Annotated in this window: 17 protein-coding genes; 8 read left to right on the forward strand and 9 right to left on the reverse strand. The window is 60.7% G+C overall.

What is annotated here, in order from left to right; genetic code table 11:
• Window positions 1-51: 51 nt before the first annotated feature.
• The 5 genes from folM (at window position 52) to C4J90_RS21920 (ending at window position 2,430) form a co-directional block, all read left to right on the forward strand.
• Window positions 52-762, forward strand: coding sequence for a dihydromonapterin reductase (gene folM, locus C4J90_RS21900; protein ID WP_124420803.1), 711 nt, complete (start codon window positions 52-54; stop codon window positions 760-762).
• A 19-nt stretch (window positions 763-781) separates the two neighbouring features.
• Window positions 782-1,342, forward strand: coding sequence for a GTP cyclohydrolase I FolE (gene folE / locus C4J90_RS21905; protein ID WP_124364359.1), 561 nt, complete (start codon window positions 782-784; stop codon window positions 1,340-1,342).
• Window positions 1,343-1,344: 2 nt separating this feature from the next.
• A complete protein-coding gene (folX, locus tag C4J90_RS21910) occupies window positions 1,345-1,716 on the forward strand; it encodes a dihydroneopterin triphosphate 2'-epimerase (protein ID WP_003194073.1) in 372 nt (123 codons plus the stop codon).
• An 83-nt stretch (window positions 1,717-1,799) separates the two neighbouring features.
• Window positions 1,800-2,096, forward strand: a complete 297-nt coding sequence (locus tag C4J90_RS21915; protein ID WP_124364360.1) for a DUF1244 domain-containing protein — start codon at window positions 1,800-1,802, stop codon at window positions 2,094-2,096.
• The gene (locus tag C4J90_RS21920; RefSeq protein ID WP_124364361.1) at window positions 2,089-2,430 is read left to right on the forward strand and encodes a HopJ type III effector protein; all 342 of its coding nucleotides are present in this window, start codon (window positions 2,089-2,091) and stop codon (window positions 2,428-2,430) included. Before C4J90_RS21915 ends, C4J90_RS21920 begins: the two co-directional genes overlap by 8 nt.
• A gap of 125 nt (window positions 2,431-2,555) precedes the next feature.
• On the opposite strand, the gene trxB is transcribed toward C4J90_RS21920, so the two are convergent.
• Complete coding sequence (gene trxB, locus C4J90_RS21925) at window positions 2,556-3,518, reverse strand: thioredoxin-disulfide reductase (protein ID WP_124364362.1); 963 nt, start codon at window positions 3,516-3,518, stop codon at window positions 2,556-2,558.
• A gap of 127 nt (window positions 3,519-3,645) precedes the next feature.
• Complete coding sequence (locus C4J90_RS26950; RefSeq protein WP_164485271.1) at window positions 3,646-3,813, reverse strand: hypothetical protein; 168 nt, start codon at window positions 3,811-3,813, stop codon at window positions 3,646-3,648.
• Between C4J90_RS26950 and cysZ the strand changes: the two genes are divergently transcribed.
• Window positions 3,812-4,576, forward strand: a complete 765-nt coding sequence (gene cysZ, locus C4J90_RS21935) for a sulfate transporter CysZ (protein ID WP_124371815.1) — start codon at window positions 3,812-3,814, stop codon at window positions 4,574-4,576. The genes C4J90_RS26950 and cysZ overlap by 2 nt on opposite strands.
• Before the next feature lie 54 nt (window positions 4,577-4,630).
• A complete protein-coding gene (locus tag C4J90_RS21940; protein WP_124420804.1) occupies window positions 4,631-5,833 on the forward strand; it encodes a glycosyltransferase family 1 protein in 1,203 nt (400 codons plus the stop codon).
• Here the strand turns inward: C4J90_RS21940 and C4J90_RS21945 are convergent.
• The 7 genes from C4J90_RS21945 to rplU all read right to left on the reverse strand — a co-directional run bounded on the left by C4J90_RS21945 (window position 5,802) and on the right by rplU (window position 11,422).
• Entirely contained in the window at window positions 5,802-6,905 is a 1,104-nt protein-coding gene (locus C4J90_RS21945) for an NADH:flavin oxidoreductase (RefSeq protein WP_124420805.1), read from the reverse strand. The genes C4J90_RS21940 and C4J90_RS21945 overlap by 32 nt on opposite strands.
• 198 nt (window positions 6,906-7,103) lie before the next feature.
• Window positions 7,104-7,586, reverse strand: coding sequence for a glutathione peroxidase (locus C4J90_RS21950; RefSeq protein WP_124364366.1), 483 nt, complete (start codon window positions 7,584-7,586; stop codon window positions 7,104-7,106).
• A 102-nt stretch (window positions 7,587-7,688) separates the two neighbouring features.
• A complete protein-coding gene (locus C4J90_RS21955) occupies window positions 7,689-8,153 on the reverse strand; it encodes a CreA family protein (RefSeq protein ID WP_124420806.1) in 465 nt (154 codons plus the stop codon).
• A 16-nt stretch (window positions 8,154-8,169) separates the two neighbouring features.
• Window positions 8,170-9,288: a glutamate 5-kinase gene (proB, locus tag C4J90_RS21960; protein ID WP_124365208.1), complete on the reverse strand. Its 1,119-nt coding sequence runs from the start codon at window positions 9,286-9,288 to the stop codon at window positions 8,170-8,172.
• Between the two features lie 110 nt (window positions 9,289-9,398).
• On the reverse strand, window positions 9,399-10,622 hold the full coding sequence (gene cgtA / locus C4J90_RS21965; RefSeq protein WP_124364368.1) for an Obg family GTPase CgtA: 1,224 nt from the start codon (window positions 10,620-10,622) through the stop codon (window positions 9,399-9,401).
• A 193-nt stretch (window positions 10,623-10,815) separates the two neighbouring features.
• Window positions 10,816-11,073 (reverse strand): 50S ribosomal protein L27, encoded by a 258-nt coding sequence (rpmA, locus tag C4J90_RS21970; protein ID WP_003176049.1) that lies wholly within the window; start codon window positions 11,071-11,073, stop codon window positions 10,816-10,818.
• A gap of 34 nt (window positions 11,074-11,107) precedes the next feature.
• Window positions 11,108-11,422 carry a 50S ribosomal protein L21 gene (gene rplU, locus C4J90_RS21975; protein WP_003176051.1) on the reverse strand — a complete coding sequence of 105 codons (315 nt, stop codon included), beginning with the start codon at window positions 11,420-11,422 and terminating at the stop codon, window positions 11,108-11,110.
• Window positions 11,423-11,661: 239 nt separating this feature from the next.
• Here rplU and C4J90_RS21980 point away from each other — a divergent pair, with 239 nt between their 5' ends.
• Window positions 11,662-12,630, forward strand: coding sequence for a polyprenyl synthetase family protein (locus C4J90_RS21980; protein WP_124364369.1), 969 nt, complete (start codon window positions 11,662-11,664; stop codon window positions 12,628-12,630).
• The last annotated feature ends 49 nt before the right edge of the window (window positions 12,631-12,679 follow it).

Here is a 12,679-nt window from a genome sequence, read left to right on the forward strand (position 1 = left end):
GGGAGACGGGTCGCTGGTATAGTTTCCACCTGCCAGCGACTAGAGCCTCCCATGACTGCAACCAACGCCCCGATCCTGATCACCGGTGCCGGCCAGCGCGTCGGCCTGTATTGCGCCGAACGCCTGTTGGACGCAGGGCGATCGGTCATCTTCAGCTACCGCAGCGAACGCCCAGGGGTGCAGCTGCTGCGCGAACGCGGTGCGGTCGGCCTGTTTGCCGATTTTTCCAGCGAAGCGGGGATTGTGGCGTTCATCACTGAGCTGAAGGCACATACCGACTCGCTGCGCGCGATCATCCACAACGCCTCGGCCTGGATCGCGGAAACGCCTGACGACGAAAGCCACGCCTTTACCGACATGTTCAGCGTGCACATGCTTGCGCCGTACCTGATCAACCGGCATTGTTCACCCCTGCTGCAACGTTCAACACCGGCCGATATCGTGCATATCAGCGATGACGTGGTACGCAAGGGCAGCCGCCAGCACATCGCGTATTGCGCCACCAAGGCCGGGCTCGACAGCCTTACCTTGTCGTTTGCCGCAGAGTTCGCGCCGCTGATCAAGGTCAACGGCATCGCGCCGGCCATGGTGATGTTCAATGAAGGCGACGACGCGGCCTACCGTGCCAAGGTCCTGGCCAAGTCGGCACTGGGCATCGAGCCCGGGCCTGAGGTGATCTACCAGAGCGTGCGTTACCTGCTGGACAACCCCTATGTCACCGGGACCACCCTGACCGTCAACGGCGGGCGGCATATCAAGTAAGCCGTTTTGAGGATGTTGTATGACCTTGTCCCTGCCCCACCATTACCGCGAAATCCTCAAAGGCCTGGGCGAAGACCCGGAACGCGAAGGTTTGCTCGACACCCCCAAGCGCGCCGCCAAGGCGATGCAATACTTGTGTCATGGCTACGAGCAGAACCTGGAAGAAATCGTCAACGGCGCGCTCTTCGCCTCCGATAACGACGAGATGGTGATCCTCCAGGACATCGAGCTGTACTCGCTGTGTGAGCACCACCTGTTGCCCTTTATCGGCAAGGCCCATGTGGCCTACATTCCGACCGGAAAGGTGCTGGGCCTGTCGAAACTGGCGCGCATCGTCGACATGTATGCCAGGCGCCTGCAGATCCAGGAAAACCTCACGCGGCAAATTGCCGACGCCATCCAGGACGTGACCCAGGCCGCCGGCGTGGCGGTGGTGATCGAAGCCAGGCACATGTGCATGATGATGCGCGGCGTGGAAAAACAGAATTCAACCATGAACACTTCGGTGATGCTCGGCGCGTTCCGCGAGTCGAACACCACGCGCATGGAGTTCCTGCAACTGATTGGACGGAGCAAGTAGCAATGCCACAACTTCAACCAGGCATGGCGCGCATTCGGGTCAAGGACCTGTGCCTGCGCACCTTTATCGGCATCAACGAGGACGAAATCCTCAACAAGCAGGATGTGCTGATCAACCTGACCATCCTGTATGCCGCCCAGGAAGCCGTGCGCGATAATGACATCGACCACGCGCTGAACTACCGCACCATCACCAAGGCCATCATTGCCCACGTCGAAGGCAACCGCTTCGCCTTGCTCGAACGCCTGACCCAGGAGCTGCTCGACCTGGTGATGAGCAACGAGTCGGTGCTGTACGCCGAAGTCGAAGTCGACAAACCCCATGCGCTGCGCTTTGCCGAGTCGGTTTCGATTACGTTAGCTGCAAGCCGTTAGCTGCAAGCTTCAAGCTAAAAGCCACACGCATTCCAACTTGCAGCTTGAAGCTTACCCGCTTGAAGCTATCTCGGAGAGATTCCATGAACGACCAACAACGCCTCGAACTCGAAGCCGCCGCCTTTCGCCGGCTGGTGTCACACCTGGACAGCCGCAAGGATGTACAGAACATCGACCTGATGAACCTGGCCGGCTTCTGCCGTAACTGCCTGTCCAAGTGGTACAAGGCCGAGGCCGACGAGCGCCAGATCGAGCTGAGCCTCGATGACGCCCGTGAAGTGGTGTACGGCATGCCGTACGCCGAGTGGAAAGCCCAATACCAGAAAGAAGCCAGCGCCGACCAACATGCGGCGTTTGCCAAAGGAAAAGCCCATGACTGACCTGAACACCCTGCGCGCCAGCCTTAACAGCGGCGAACACGCGTTTGCCGACACCCTGGCCTTTGTTGCCGCAGGTTACGACTACCAGCCACAAGCCTTCACCAACGGCGAGGTGGAAAATGCCGCCGGCCAGAACGAAGGTTCGTGCAAGACACTTGGATTGGCGTTGCTGGAAGGGTTGAGCGATCAGGAAGCGTTGCTGGCGTTTGGTGAGCATTACCGCTCAGTGGTGGCTACGCCTGACGGCAGTGACCATGGCAATATCCGTGCGTTGATCAAACACGGCCTGGCCGGAGTGAAATTTGCAGCACAACCCCTGACCCGCAAATCCTGAGTCAAACACAGATCAAAATGTGGGAGGGGGCTTGCCCCCGATAGCGGTGTGTCAGTCAGTACATTGGGTACTGGACCACCGCAATCGGGAGCAAGCCCCCTCCCACATTTGTTTTGCAGTGCTGCTTAGAACGAGGCGTCTTTCAGACCGTCAAGGTAACGCTCGGCGTCCAGGGCCGCCATGCAACCGGCGCCGGCCGAGGTGATAGCTTGGCGGTAGACGTGGTCAGCCACGTCGCCGGCCGCAAAGATGCCGTCGATGTTGGTGGCGGTGGCATTGCCTTCACGGCCGCCCTGCACCACCAGGTAACCGTCTTTGGCTTCCAGCACACCTTCGAACAACGAGGTGTTCGGGGTGTGGCCGATGGCGATGAATACGCCGTCGACTTTCAGCTCGTCGAAGCTGCCGTCATTGTTCTTCAGGCGCGCACCGGTCACGCCCATGTTGTCACCCAGCACTTCGTCCAGCGTGGCGTTGAGCTTGAGGATGATCTTGCCTTCAGCGACACGCGCGTGCAGCTTGTCGATCAGGATCTTCTCGGCGCGGAAAGTTTCGCGGCGGTGCACCAGGGTCACGGTGCTGGCGATATTGGCCAGGTACAGCGCCTCTTCCACGGCGGTGTTGCCACCACCGACCACAGCCACTGGCTTGTTGCGATAGAAGAAGCCGTCGCAGGTCGCGCAGGCGGAAACACCCTTGCCCATGAACGCTTCTTCCGACGGCAGGCCCAGGTAACGGGCGCTGGCGCCGGTGGCGATGATCAACGCGTCACAGGTGTACACGCCGCTGTCGCCCGTCAGGCTGTAGGGCTTCTTGGAGAAGTCGACCTTGTTGATGTGGTCGAACACGATCTCGGTTTCAAAGCGCTCGGCGTGTTCTTTCATACGCTCCATCAGCACCGGGCCGGTCAGGCCGTGGACGTCGCCCGGCCAGTTGTCGACTTCGGTGGTGGTGGTCAGCTGACCGCCCGCCTGCATGCCGGTGATCAGCAGCGGCTTGAGGTTGGCCCGGGCAGCGTAGACCGCAGCGCTGTAACCGGCAGGGCCGGAACCGAGAATAATCACTCGCGAATGACGGGTATCAGACATGACTCACTCCTATCGACCGCCCGGACAACAAGACGGCTGGAATAAAAAAGGACCGCGAAGCACTTGGGGAAGGCTTGAACTCGCAGATCCTGAAAATAATGGGTGCAGCGTATAGAGGGGGGCAAGATTAAGGAAATACGGAATAACAATCCAGCTCATAGGTGGTCTCTATGCAGTCGACCGGTTTGATCGACCTTCTTGTCCACTCAGGTGTAACCGCTGATGTCGCCACTTTCACCGCCACGGCAAAGCCGGTAAGGTCGGCGCGTTCGCCCTTCTGCTCGGAGTCTTCCATGCCTGCCCCCGCTCTTTCCGGCCCGCAATACCTGCGCGAAGGCCTCAAACTGGTGTTGAGCCCCGGCCTGCGCCTGTTCGTACTGCTGCCGCTGGCGATCAACCTGGTGCTGTTCGTCGGCCTGATCTACTTTGCAGGCCACCAATTCAGCCTGTGGGTCGACCACCTGATGCCCACGCTGCCCGGCTGGCTGAGCTTTTTGAATTACCTGCTGTGGCCGCTGTTCGTGGTGCTGGTGGTGTTGATGGTGTTTTTCACCTTTACCATGCTCGCTAATATCATCGCGGCGCCGTTCAATGGTTTTCTCGCGGAGAAAGTCGAGATCGTGGTGCGTGGCACCGACGACTTCCCGCCGTTCAGCTGGGGCGAGCTGATCGCGATGATCCCGCGCACCCTGGCCCGGGAAATGCGCAAGCTGGGCTACTTCCTGCCACGGGCCATCGGCCTGTTCATCCTGTCGTTCATTCCCGTGGTCAACCTGATCGCCGCGCCATTGTGGCTGCTGTTCGGCGTGTGGATGATGGCGATCCAATACATCGACTACCCGGCCGACAACCACAAGCTGGGCTGGAACGAAATGCTCGCCTGGCTGCGCCAGAAGCGCTGGCAGAGCATGAGTTTTGGCGGGATCGTCTACCTGGTGCTGCTGGTGCCAGTAGTCAACTTGCTGATGATGCCGGCAGCAGTCGCCGGGGCCACGTTGTTCTGGGTGCGCGAGCAAGGTGCCGAAGCGATGGCCGGGCAACAGGTGGCTCGGTCATAAATCCATCATCCCAGTGACACAATGAAGACATGGCCCGCAGCGACACTGTGGGTCATGACGACAGCTTCGCTCCACATCACCCTGATCACCGAAACCTTCCCGCCGGAAATCAACGGGGTGGCCAATACCCTTGGCCGCCTGTGCGACGGTTTGCGCGCGCGCGGCCATCAAATCGAACTGGTGCGCCCCCGCCAAGGCGTCGACCAGAGCCGGCCGAGTGACGATGAGTTGCTGCTGTGCCGCGGCTGGCCGTTACCGGGGTATCCAGGGCTGCAGTGGGGCCAATCGTCGATGCACAAACTTCTGCGCCGCTGGACCCGCCAGCGTCCGGATGTGTTGTACATCGCCACCGAGGGCCCGTTGGGCTTGTCGGCGTTACGCGCGGCGCGGCGCTTGGGCATCAGCGTGGTCAGCGGCTTTCACACCAACTTCCAACAGTATTCGAACCAGTACGGCTTGAGCGTGTTGAGTCGCCTGGTCACCCATTACCTGCGCTGGTTTCATAACCGGTCGACGTTGACCCTGGTTCCCAGCGCGAGTCAGCGCCTGGAGCTGGAGCGCCGGCACTTCGAGCGTCTTGGGACGCTGTCGCGGGGGGTCGATAGCCAACTGTTCCACCCGGCCAAACGCGATGATGCTTTACGCGCAAGCTGGGGGTTGGAGAACGACGACATTGTGGTGCTGCACGTAGGACGCCTCGCCCAAGAGAAAAATCTCGGGCTGCTCAAACGCTGTTTCTACACGTTGCAGACCACCTATCCATCGCGGCGGCTCAAGCTGGTGATTGTCGGCGACGGCCCGCAGCGCAGCCTGTTGCAGCGCGATTTGCCCGACGCGGTGTTCTGCGGCGCCCAGCGCGGTGAAGCACTGGCGCGGCATTACGCTTCGGGCGATCTGTTCCTGTTTCCCAGCCTGACCGAAACATTTGGCAATGTGGTGCTGGAAGCCATGGCTTCCGGGCTGGGTGTGGTGGCCTACGACCAGGCAGCCGCGACCCAGCATATTCGCCACGGTTACAACGGTGTGCTGGCGATGCCGGGGGATGAGAACGCGTTTTGCGATGCGGCCGTGTGGCTGCTGGAAGAGCGCGAGACGCTGCGCCGAGCGCGGCTCAATGCCCGGCAACACGCCAGTCGCCAAGGGTGGCCGGCGATCATCGAGCAATTCGAGCGTCAGTTGCGCGATGTATGCAAGGACGGGCCTCCGGTGCCCGCCCTGGCGTCGCTTACACCAGGCTCGTCAACGCCTCACGACTGAACGGCAGAATGTCGGCCTCGCGACCTTCGCGCACCTTCACGGCCCAATCCGGATCCACCAGCAGCGCACGGCCCACGGCGACCAGATCGAACTCGTCGTTATTCAAACGCTCCAGCAGGTTCTCCAGGCTGGCCGGCTGCGCGACCTTATCGGTGTTGACCATGAACTGCAGGAACTCACCATCCAGGCCGACACTGCCCACGGTGATCGTCGGTTTCCCCGTCAGCTGGCGGGTCCAGCCGGCCAGATTGAGGTCGGAACCTTCGAATTCCGGCTCCCAGAACCGGCGCGTTGAACAGTGGAAAATATCCACGCCAGCGTCGGACAACGGCTTGAGGAATTCGCCCAACGCCTCGGGGGTTTGCACCAGGCGCGCGGTGTAGTCCTGCTGCTTCCACTGGGAAAAACGCAGGATGATCGGAAAATCCGGGCCGACCGCAGCACGGGTGGCCTGGATCAACTCGATAGCGAAACGTGAACGGTTGGCCAGGCTGCCGCCGTACTCATCGGCACGCTGGTTGCTGCCTTCCCAGAAGAACTGATCGACCAGGTAGCCGTGGGCGCCGTGGATTTCCACACCGTCCATGCCGATACGTTGAGCATCTTTGGCTGCCTGGGCGAACGCCTCGATCACGTCCTTGATGTCCTGGCTGGTCATGCCGTGGACGACTACCTTGCCATCCTTGAGCTTCTCCATCGGGCCGTAGGCTGGCACGCTGCCGTCAGGTTCGGTACCGATACGGCGCACACTGCCCACATGCCACAACTGCGGAACAATCTTGCCCCCTTCGGCGTGGACCGCATCGACCACTTTCTTCCAGCCGGCCAACGCCGCTTCGCCGTAAAAATGCGGAACGTTGGGGTAACCGTTGGAGGCTTGATGGCCGACCACGGTGCCTTCGGTAATGATCAGCCCTACACCGGCGGCGGCGCGACGGCGGTAGTACTCGATCACTTGGGCATTGGGCACGCCACCCGGGGAGAACGAGCGGGTCATTGGCGCCATGACCACGCGGGTCGACAGTTGCAGTGCACCGAGCTGGAACGGTTTGAACAAGGCTTGGACGGGCATGAAGCACTCCACATAAGACGGATTTATGATGTGGATAATATGAAGAGGTGACGGCGCTGCGTAGCACTATTGATTTGGGTGATTAAGGAACATCTAAGCGGCGGGTAGCTGCAAGCTTCAAGCTGCAAGAGGAACACTGATGCGTTCTTGGGGCTTGAGGCTTGAGGCTTGAGGCTTGAGGCTGCACTGTAAGTGCGTTTAGCCTAGGGCTTTTTCGATGGCCTGGACGATCGATGGATCTTCCGGTGGCGTACGTGGCGAAAAACGCGCCAGCACGCGGCCATCTTTGCCGAGCAGGAATTTTTCGAAGTTCCAGGTGATATCCCCAGGAAATTCAGCGCCCTCGCCCGCCAGCAGGCGGTAGAGCTGGTGACGCTCTGGCCCGTTCACCTCGAGTTTGCTGCCCAAGGGAAAGGTCACGCCATAGTTGAGGCTGCAGAATTGCTGGATCTCTTCCTCGGTGCCCGGTTCCTGGCCCGCAAACTGGTTGCACGGCAGGCCGAGCACGGTGAAACCCTGGTCCTTGTACTGCTGATAGAGGTTTTCCAACGCCGCATATTGCGGGGTCAGGCCGCATTTGGAGGCCACGTTGACCACCAGCACAACTCGCCCCTTGTAAGGCGCCAGCGGCAGCTCTTGCCCATCCAACGCTTTGAGTTTCAGGTCGTGGAAAGCACTCATGACGAACTCCAGATATCCTATTTTTCTACGCCTCGCGACGCCTTGAGCTTACAACCCGCAAGCCCGCAATTATAGACGCCCGTAACAAAACCCGCCTGCAGGTTACTGAGCGGTCGGCCACGGCAGGATCGGGATCGCCGTCACCGCGTTCTGCGGGCTGCCTTCGATCAGGCGGTCGCTGTAGACCAGGTACACCAACGTGTTGCGCTTCTTGTCGAGGAAACGCACCACCTGCATGGTCTTGAACACCAGCGAGGTGCGTTCCTTGAACACTTCGTCACCGTCCTTGAGCTCGCCCTTGAAGTGGATCGGGCCGACCTGGCGGCAGGCAATCGAGGCTTCGGCGCGGTCTTCGGCCAGGCCCAGGCCGCCTTTGACGCCACCGGTCTTGGCACGGGACAGATAGCAAGTCACGCCATCGACCTTGGGGTCGTCAAACGCTTCGACCACAATCCGGTCGTTGGGGCCGACAAACTTGAACACCGTCGAGACCTGGGCAATCTCTTCGGCCGAGGCCAGCAGTGGCATGGCGAGCAACAGGCCAAGCAGTCCCTTCATGATGCGCATCGGGTATTCCTTTCGTTTAAACCAGGATGAGGTTATCGCGGTGCACCAGTTCCGGTTCCGCCATGTAGCCCAAGAGTCCGACAATCGCTTCAGACGATTGTCCAATAATCTTCTGCGCCTCCAGGGCACTGTAGTTGGCCAGGCCGCGGGCGATCTCACGACCATCCGGCGCCACGCACACCACCATCTCGCCGCGGCGGAAGCTGCCTTGCACTAACTTGACACCCACCGGCAGCAGGCTCTTGTTGCCCTGGGACAACGCCGACACCGCTCCCGCGTCGAGCACCAGGGTGCCACGGGTTTGCAGGTGCCCGGCCAGCCACTGCTTGCGCGCCGCCAGCATGCCGCGCTCGGGCGACAGCAGCGTACCGATACGCTCCCCGGCCTTGAGACGGTCCAGCACGCGCTCCAGGCGCCCGCCGACGATGATGGTGTGGGCACCGGAGCGCGCGGCCAGGCGGGCGGCGCGCAGCTTGGTCTGCATGCCGCCACGGCCCAAAGCGCCGCCGACACTGCCGGCCACGGCGTCCAGCGCCGGGTCATCAGCGCGAGCTTCATGGATAAGCTGGGCATCAGGGTTGTTGCGCGGGTCGGCGTCGAACATGCCGTCGCGGTCGGTGAGAATCACCAGCAGGTCGGCTTCCACCAGGTTGGCTACCAGGGCAGCCAGGGTGTCGTTGTCGCCGAAGCGGATTTCGTCGGTGACCACGGTGTCGTTCTCGTTGATCACCGGGATGACCTTGAGCTCCACCAGCGCACGCAAGGTGCTGCGGGCGTTGAGGTAGCGCTTGCGGTCGGACAGGTCGTCGTGGGTCAGCAGGATCTGCGCCGTGTGGCGGCCGTGCTCGGCAAAGCTCGATTCCCAGGCTTGCACCAGGCCCATCTGGCCGATGGCGGCGGCGGCTTGCAGTTCGTGCATCGCGCTGGGTCGCGCGGTCCAGCCGAGGCGGCTCATCCCGGCGGCAACCGCCCCGGACGAGACCAGCACCAACTCCACACCGGCCTCATGCAAGGCCACCATCTGCTCGACCCAGACGCTCATGGCTGCGCGATCGAGTCCCTTGCCATCGGCCGTCAGCAACGCGCTGCCGATCTTTACGACCCAGCGCTGCGCACCTGTCACTTTGCTCCGCATCATCTTCAACCTTAGAGTGAGGGCCGCGCGACCCAGCGCCGCCCATAACGTTATACCCGGATACCAAAACGCCGCTCCAAAGGAGCGGCGTTCAAGTTTATCGCAACGAATCAGTCGCGCACGTAAATGATTTCCGGACCGTCTTCATCATCCACGTCTTCCTCGTCCCAATCATCGTCGCCGATGTCATGCACCGACTTCACGCCGCTGCGGCGCAGGGCACGCTGGTCGTCCAGCGCTTGCAGCTGGGCACGGGCTTCGTCTTCGATCTGCTGGTCGAGCTCGGCCAGTTCTGCCTTGAATACCGGGTCGGCCGCCAGGCGGTCGGCGCGGTCTTCCAGATAACGCATGATGTCGCGGCAAAGGCGCTCGGTGCCTTCTTTGGCGATGGCCGAGATCACGTAGACCGGACCTTCCCACTCCAGGCGGTCGACGATTTCCTTGACGCGCTCTTCGTGCTCTTCTTCAAGGATCTGGTCGCACTTGTTCAGCACCAGCCAACGATCACGCTCGGCCAGGGCCGGGCTGAACTTGGTCAGTTCGCTGACGATCACTTCGGCGGCATCGGCAGCATTGGTTTCGTCCAGCGGCGCCATGTCGACGAGGTGCAGCAGCAAACGGGTGCGCGACAAGTGCTTGAGGAAGCGAATCCCCAGGCCTGCACCATCGGAAGCGCCTTCGATCAGGCCAGGAATGTCGGCGACCACGAAGCTTTTCCAACGGTCGACGCTGACCACCCCCAGGTTTGGCACCAGGGTGGTGAACGGGTAATCGGCGACTTTCGGCTTGGCGGCCGACACCGAGCGGATGAAGGTACTTTTGCCGGCGTTCGGCAGGCCCAGCAGGCCTACGTCGGCGAGTACTTTCATTTCCAGCTTGAGGTCGCGCTGCTCGCCCGGTTTGCCCGGCGTGGTCTGGCGCGGTGCACGGTTGGTACTGGACTTGAACCGGGTGTTACCCAGCCCGTGCCAGCCGCCCTGCACAACCATCAACTTCTGGCCGGCCTTGGTCAAGTCGCCGATCACTTCCTGGGTGGCCGAGTCGATGATCGTGGTGCCGACCGGTACACGCAGTACCAGGTCTTCACCTTTTTTGCCGGTGCAGTCGGTGCTGCCGCCGTTGGAGCCACGCTCGGCATCGAAGTGCCGGGTGTAACGGTAGTCGACCAGGGTGTTGAGGTTTTCGTCGGCCATCATGTAGATGGAACCGCCGTCGCCGCCGTCACCGCCGTTTGGGCCACCGTTTTCAATGAACTTTTCGCGACGGAAACTCATGCAACCGTTACCGCCGTCGCCTGCTTTTACTCGGATGGAAACTTCATCAACGAACTTCATAACAAAACGCCTCTCGCCGCACGGACGAGCTTAAGAAACCAAGACATAAGACTCTTGCAAAAATGAGCGCAGCGACCTCAAGCAACGACTGCAAAACCTGCTGCCCTCGCCATTACAAACAGCTTTGCAAGAGACTCACTCCACAAACGAAAAAGCCCCGTCGCAAGACAGGGCTTTTCCAGCGATCTCGCAATTAAGCTGCGACAACGCTCACGTAACGGCGGTTGAACGCGCCCTTTACTTCGAACTTGATCACGCCTTCGATTTTCGCGAAGAGGGTGTGATCTTTACCCATGCCAACACCGTAACCGGCGTGGAATTGGGTGCCGCGCTGACGCACGATGATGTTGCCCGGAATGATTTTCTGGCCGCCATACATCTTCACGCCAAGGCGTTTGGCTTCTGAGTCGCGACCGTTACGGGTACTACCACCAGCTTTTTTGTGTGCCATGAGTCAATTCTCCTAGTGAGGAATTAGGCTGAAATTAAGCCTGAATACCGGTGATTTTGATCTCGGTGTACCACTGGCGGTGGCCCATACGCTTCATGTGGTGCTTACGACGACGGAACTTGATGATGCGGACTTTATCGTGACGACCTTGGGAGATCACTTCAGCCACAACGGTAGCGCCAGCAACAACTGGAGCGCCGATGTTCACGTCATCGCCATTGGCGACCAACAGAACGCGATCAAAAGTAACGGATTCGCCAGTAGCGATTTCCAGTTTTTCGATCTTCAGGTATTCACCTGGGGCGACCTTGTATTGCTTGCCACCAGTAACAATTACTGCGTACGACATGGTATTTCTCCGATAATCCTGCTCACCCAGCGCTTTATAAGAAGAGGTATTGGCTGGCATGGCTGCATGGGATGGACGTCCCGAATGCAATTGCGTAAGGCAGGTGCTGCCCAGGAAGTTCAGGGTGCGCGATTGTACGCAAGCAATAGACGCGTTGCAAGAGGCCGTCCATCGCGCCTTGACACCCAGGGGCATGGGTCCTAGCATGCCGCGCAACCCTTCTGGAGCGACTGTCGCTGATGCAACCCCAAGCTTTCTACCGCGCGGTCGCGGACGATTTTAGCGCCGTCGACGGCATCATCAAGCAGCAGCTGACGTCTAAAGTGCCGCTGGTCGCCAAAATTGGCGACTACATTACGTCGGCGGGCGGTAAGCGCCTGCGTCCTTTATTAGTGTTGCTGTGCGGCAAGGCCCTGGGCCGCGAAGGCGATGACCTGCGCCTGCTGGCGGCCACCATCGAATTCCTGCACACCGCCACCCTGCTGCACGACGACGTGGTCGACATGTCCGGTATGCGCCGTGGTCGCGAGACCGCCAACGCCATGTGGGGCAACGCCCCGAGCGTGCTGGTGGGCGACTTCCTGTACTCGCGCTCGTTCGAAATGATGGTCGAACTGGGCTCGATGCCAGTGATGAAAATTCTTTCACAGGCCACGCGCATCATCGCCGAAGGCGAAGTGTTGCAGCTGTCGAAGGTACGCGATGCCAGCACCACCGAAGAAACCTACATGGAAGTGATTCGCGGCAAGACCGCGATGCTCTTCGAAGCCTCCACCCACAGCGCCGCCGCGCTGTGTGGCGCGACCGCCGAACAGGCCGAAGCGTTGCGCACCTTTGGCGATCACCTGGGCGTGGCGTTCCAACTGGTGGACGACCTGCTCGACTACCGTGGCGACGCCGAGACCCTGGGCAAGAACGTCGGTGACGACCTGGCCGAAGGCAAACCGACCCTGCCGCTGATCTACACCATGCGCGAAGGCACGCCGGAACAGGCCGCCCTGGTGCGCAAGGCGATCCAGAAAGGCGGGATCGAAGACCTGGAAGCCATCCGTGCCGCCGTCGAAGCGTCCGGCTCGCTGGAGTACACCGCGCAACTGGCGCGTGACTACGTAGCCCGTGCGATCCAGTGCCTGCAAGCCCTGCCCGCCAGCGAATACCGGGATGCATTGGTTGAGCTGAGTGAGTTTGCGGTGGCGCGTACGCACTAAAATACACCCGGGCCAATGTGGGAGGGGGCTTGCCCCCGATAGCGGAGTG

The sequence above is a fragment of the Pseudomonas sp. R2-60-08W genome, from assembly GCF_003852335.1.
In the GTDB taxonomy this organism is placed as follows: Bacteria; Pseudomonadota; Gammaproteobacteria; order Pseudomonadales; family Pseudomonadaceae; genus Aquipseudomonas.

What these genes read in the sequence shown, in the direction of transcription:
- folM (WP_124420803.1), top strand. Translation starts at nt 52, where the DNA reads ATGACTGCAACCAACGCCCCGATCCTGATCACCGGTGCCGGCCAGCGC.
- folE (WP_124364359.1), top strand. Translation starts at nt 782, where the DNA reads ATGACCTTGTCCCTGCCCCACCATTACCGCGAAATCCTCAAAGGCCTG.
- folX (WP_003194073.1), top strand. Translation starts at nt 1,345, where the DNA reads ATGCCACAACTTCAACCAGGCATGGCGCGCATTCGGGTCAAGGACCTG.
- C4J90_RS21915 (WP_124364360.1), top strand. Translation starts at nt 1,800, where the DNA reads ATGAACGACCAACAACGCCTCGAACTCGAAGCCGCCGCCTTTCGCCGG.
- C4J90_RS21920 (WP_124364361.1), top strand. Translation starts at nt 2,089, where the DNA reads ATGACTGACCTGAACACCCTGCGCGCCAGCCTTAACAGCGGCGAACAC.
- trxB (WP_124364362.1), bottom strand. Translation starts at nt 3,518, where the DNA reads ATGTCTGATACCCGTCATTCGCGAGTGATTATTCTCGGTTCCGGCCCT.
- cysZ (WP_124371815.1), top strand. Translation starts at nt 3,812, where the DNA reads ATGCCTGCCCCCGCTCTTTCCGGCCCGCAATACCTGCGCGAAGGCCTC.
- C4J90_RS26950 (WP_164485271.1), bottom strand. Translation starts at nt 3,813, where the DNA reads ATGGAAGACTCCGAGCAGAAGGGCGAACGCGCCGACCTTACCGGCTTT.
- C4J90_RS21940 (WP_124420804.1), top strand. Translation starts at nt 4,631, where the DNA reads ATGACGACAGCTTCGCTCCACATCACCCTGATCACCGAAACCTTCCCG.
- C4J90_RS21945 (WP_124420805.1), bottom strand. Translation starts at nt 6,905, where the DNA reads ATGCCCGTCCAAGCCTTGTTCAAACCGTTCCAGCTCGGTGCACTGCAA.
- C4J90_RS21950 (WP_124364366.1), bottom strand. Translation starts at nt 7,586, where the DNA reads ATGAGTGCTTTCCACGACCTGAAACTCAAAGCGTTGGATGGGCAAGAG.
- C4J90_RS21955 (WP_124420806.1), bottom strand. Translation starts at nt 8,153, where the DNA reads ATGCGCATCATGAAGGGACTGCTTGGCCTGTTGCTCGCCATGCCACTG.
- proB (WP_124365208.1), bottom strand. Translation starts at nt 9,288, where the DNA reads ATGCGGAGCAAAGTGACAGGTGCGCAGCGCTGGGTCGTAAAGATCGGC.
- cgtA (WP_124364368.1), bottom strand. Translation starts at nt 10,622, where the DNA reads ATGAAGTTCGTTGATGAAGTTTCCATCCGAGTAAAAGCAGGCGACGGC.
- rpmA (WP_003176049.1), bottom strand. Translation starts at nt 11,073, where the DNA reads ATGGCACACAAAAAAGCTGGTGGTAGTACCCGTAACGGTCGCGACTCA.
- rplU (WP_003176051.1), bottom strand. Translation starts at nt 11,422, where the DNA reads ATGTCGTACGCAGTAATTGTTACTGGTGGCAAGCAATACAAGGTCGCC.
- C4J90_RS21980 (WP_124364369.1), top strand. Translation starts at nt 11,662, where the DNA reads ATGCAACCCCAAGCTTTCTACCGCGCGGTCGCGGACGATTTTAGCGCC.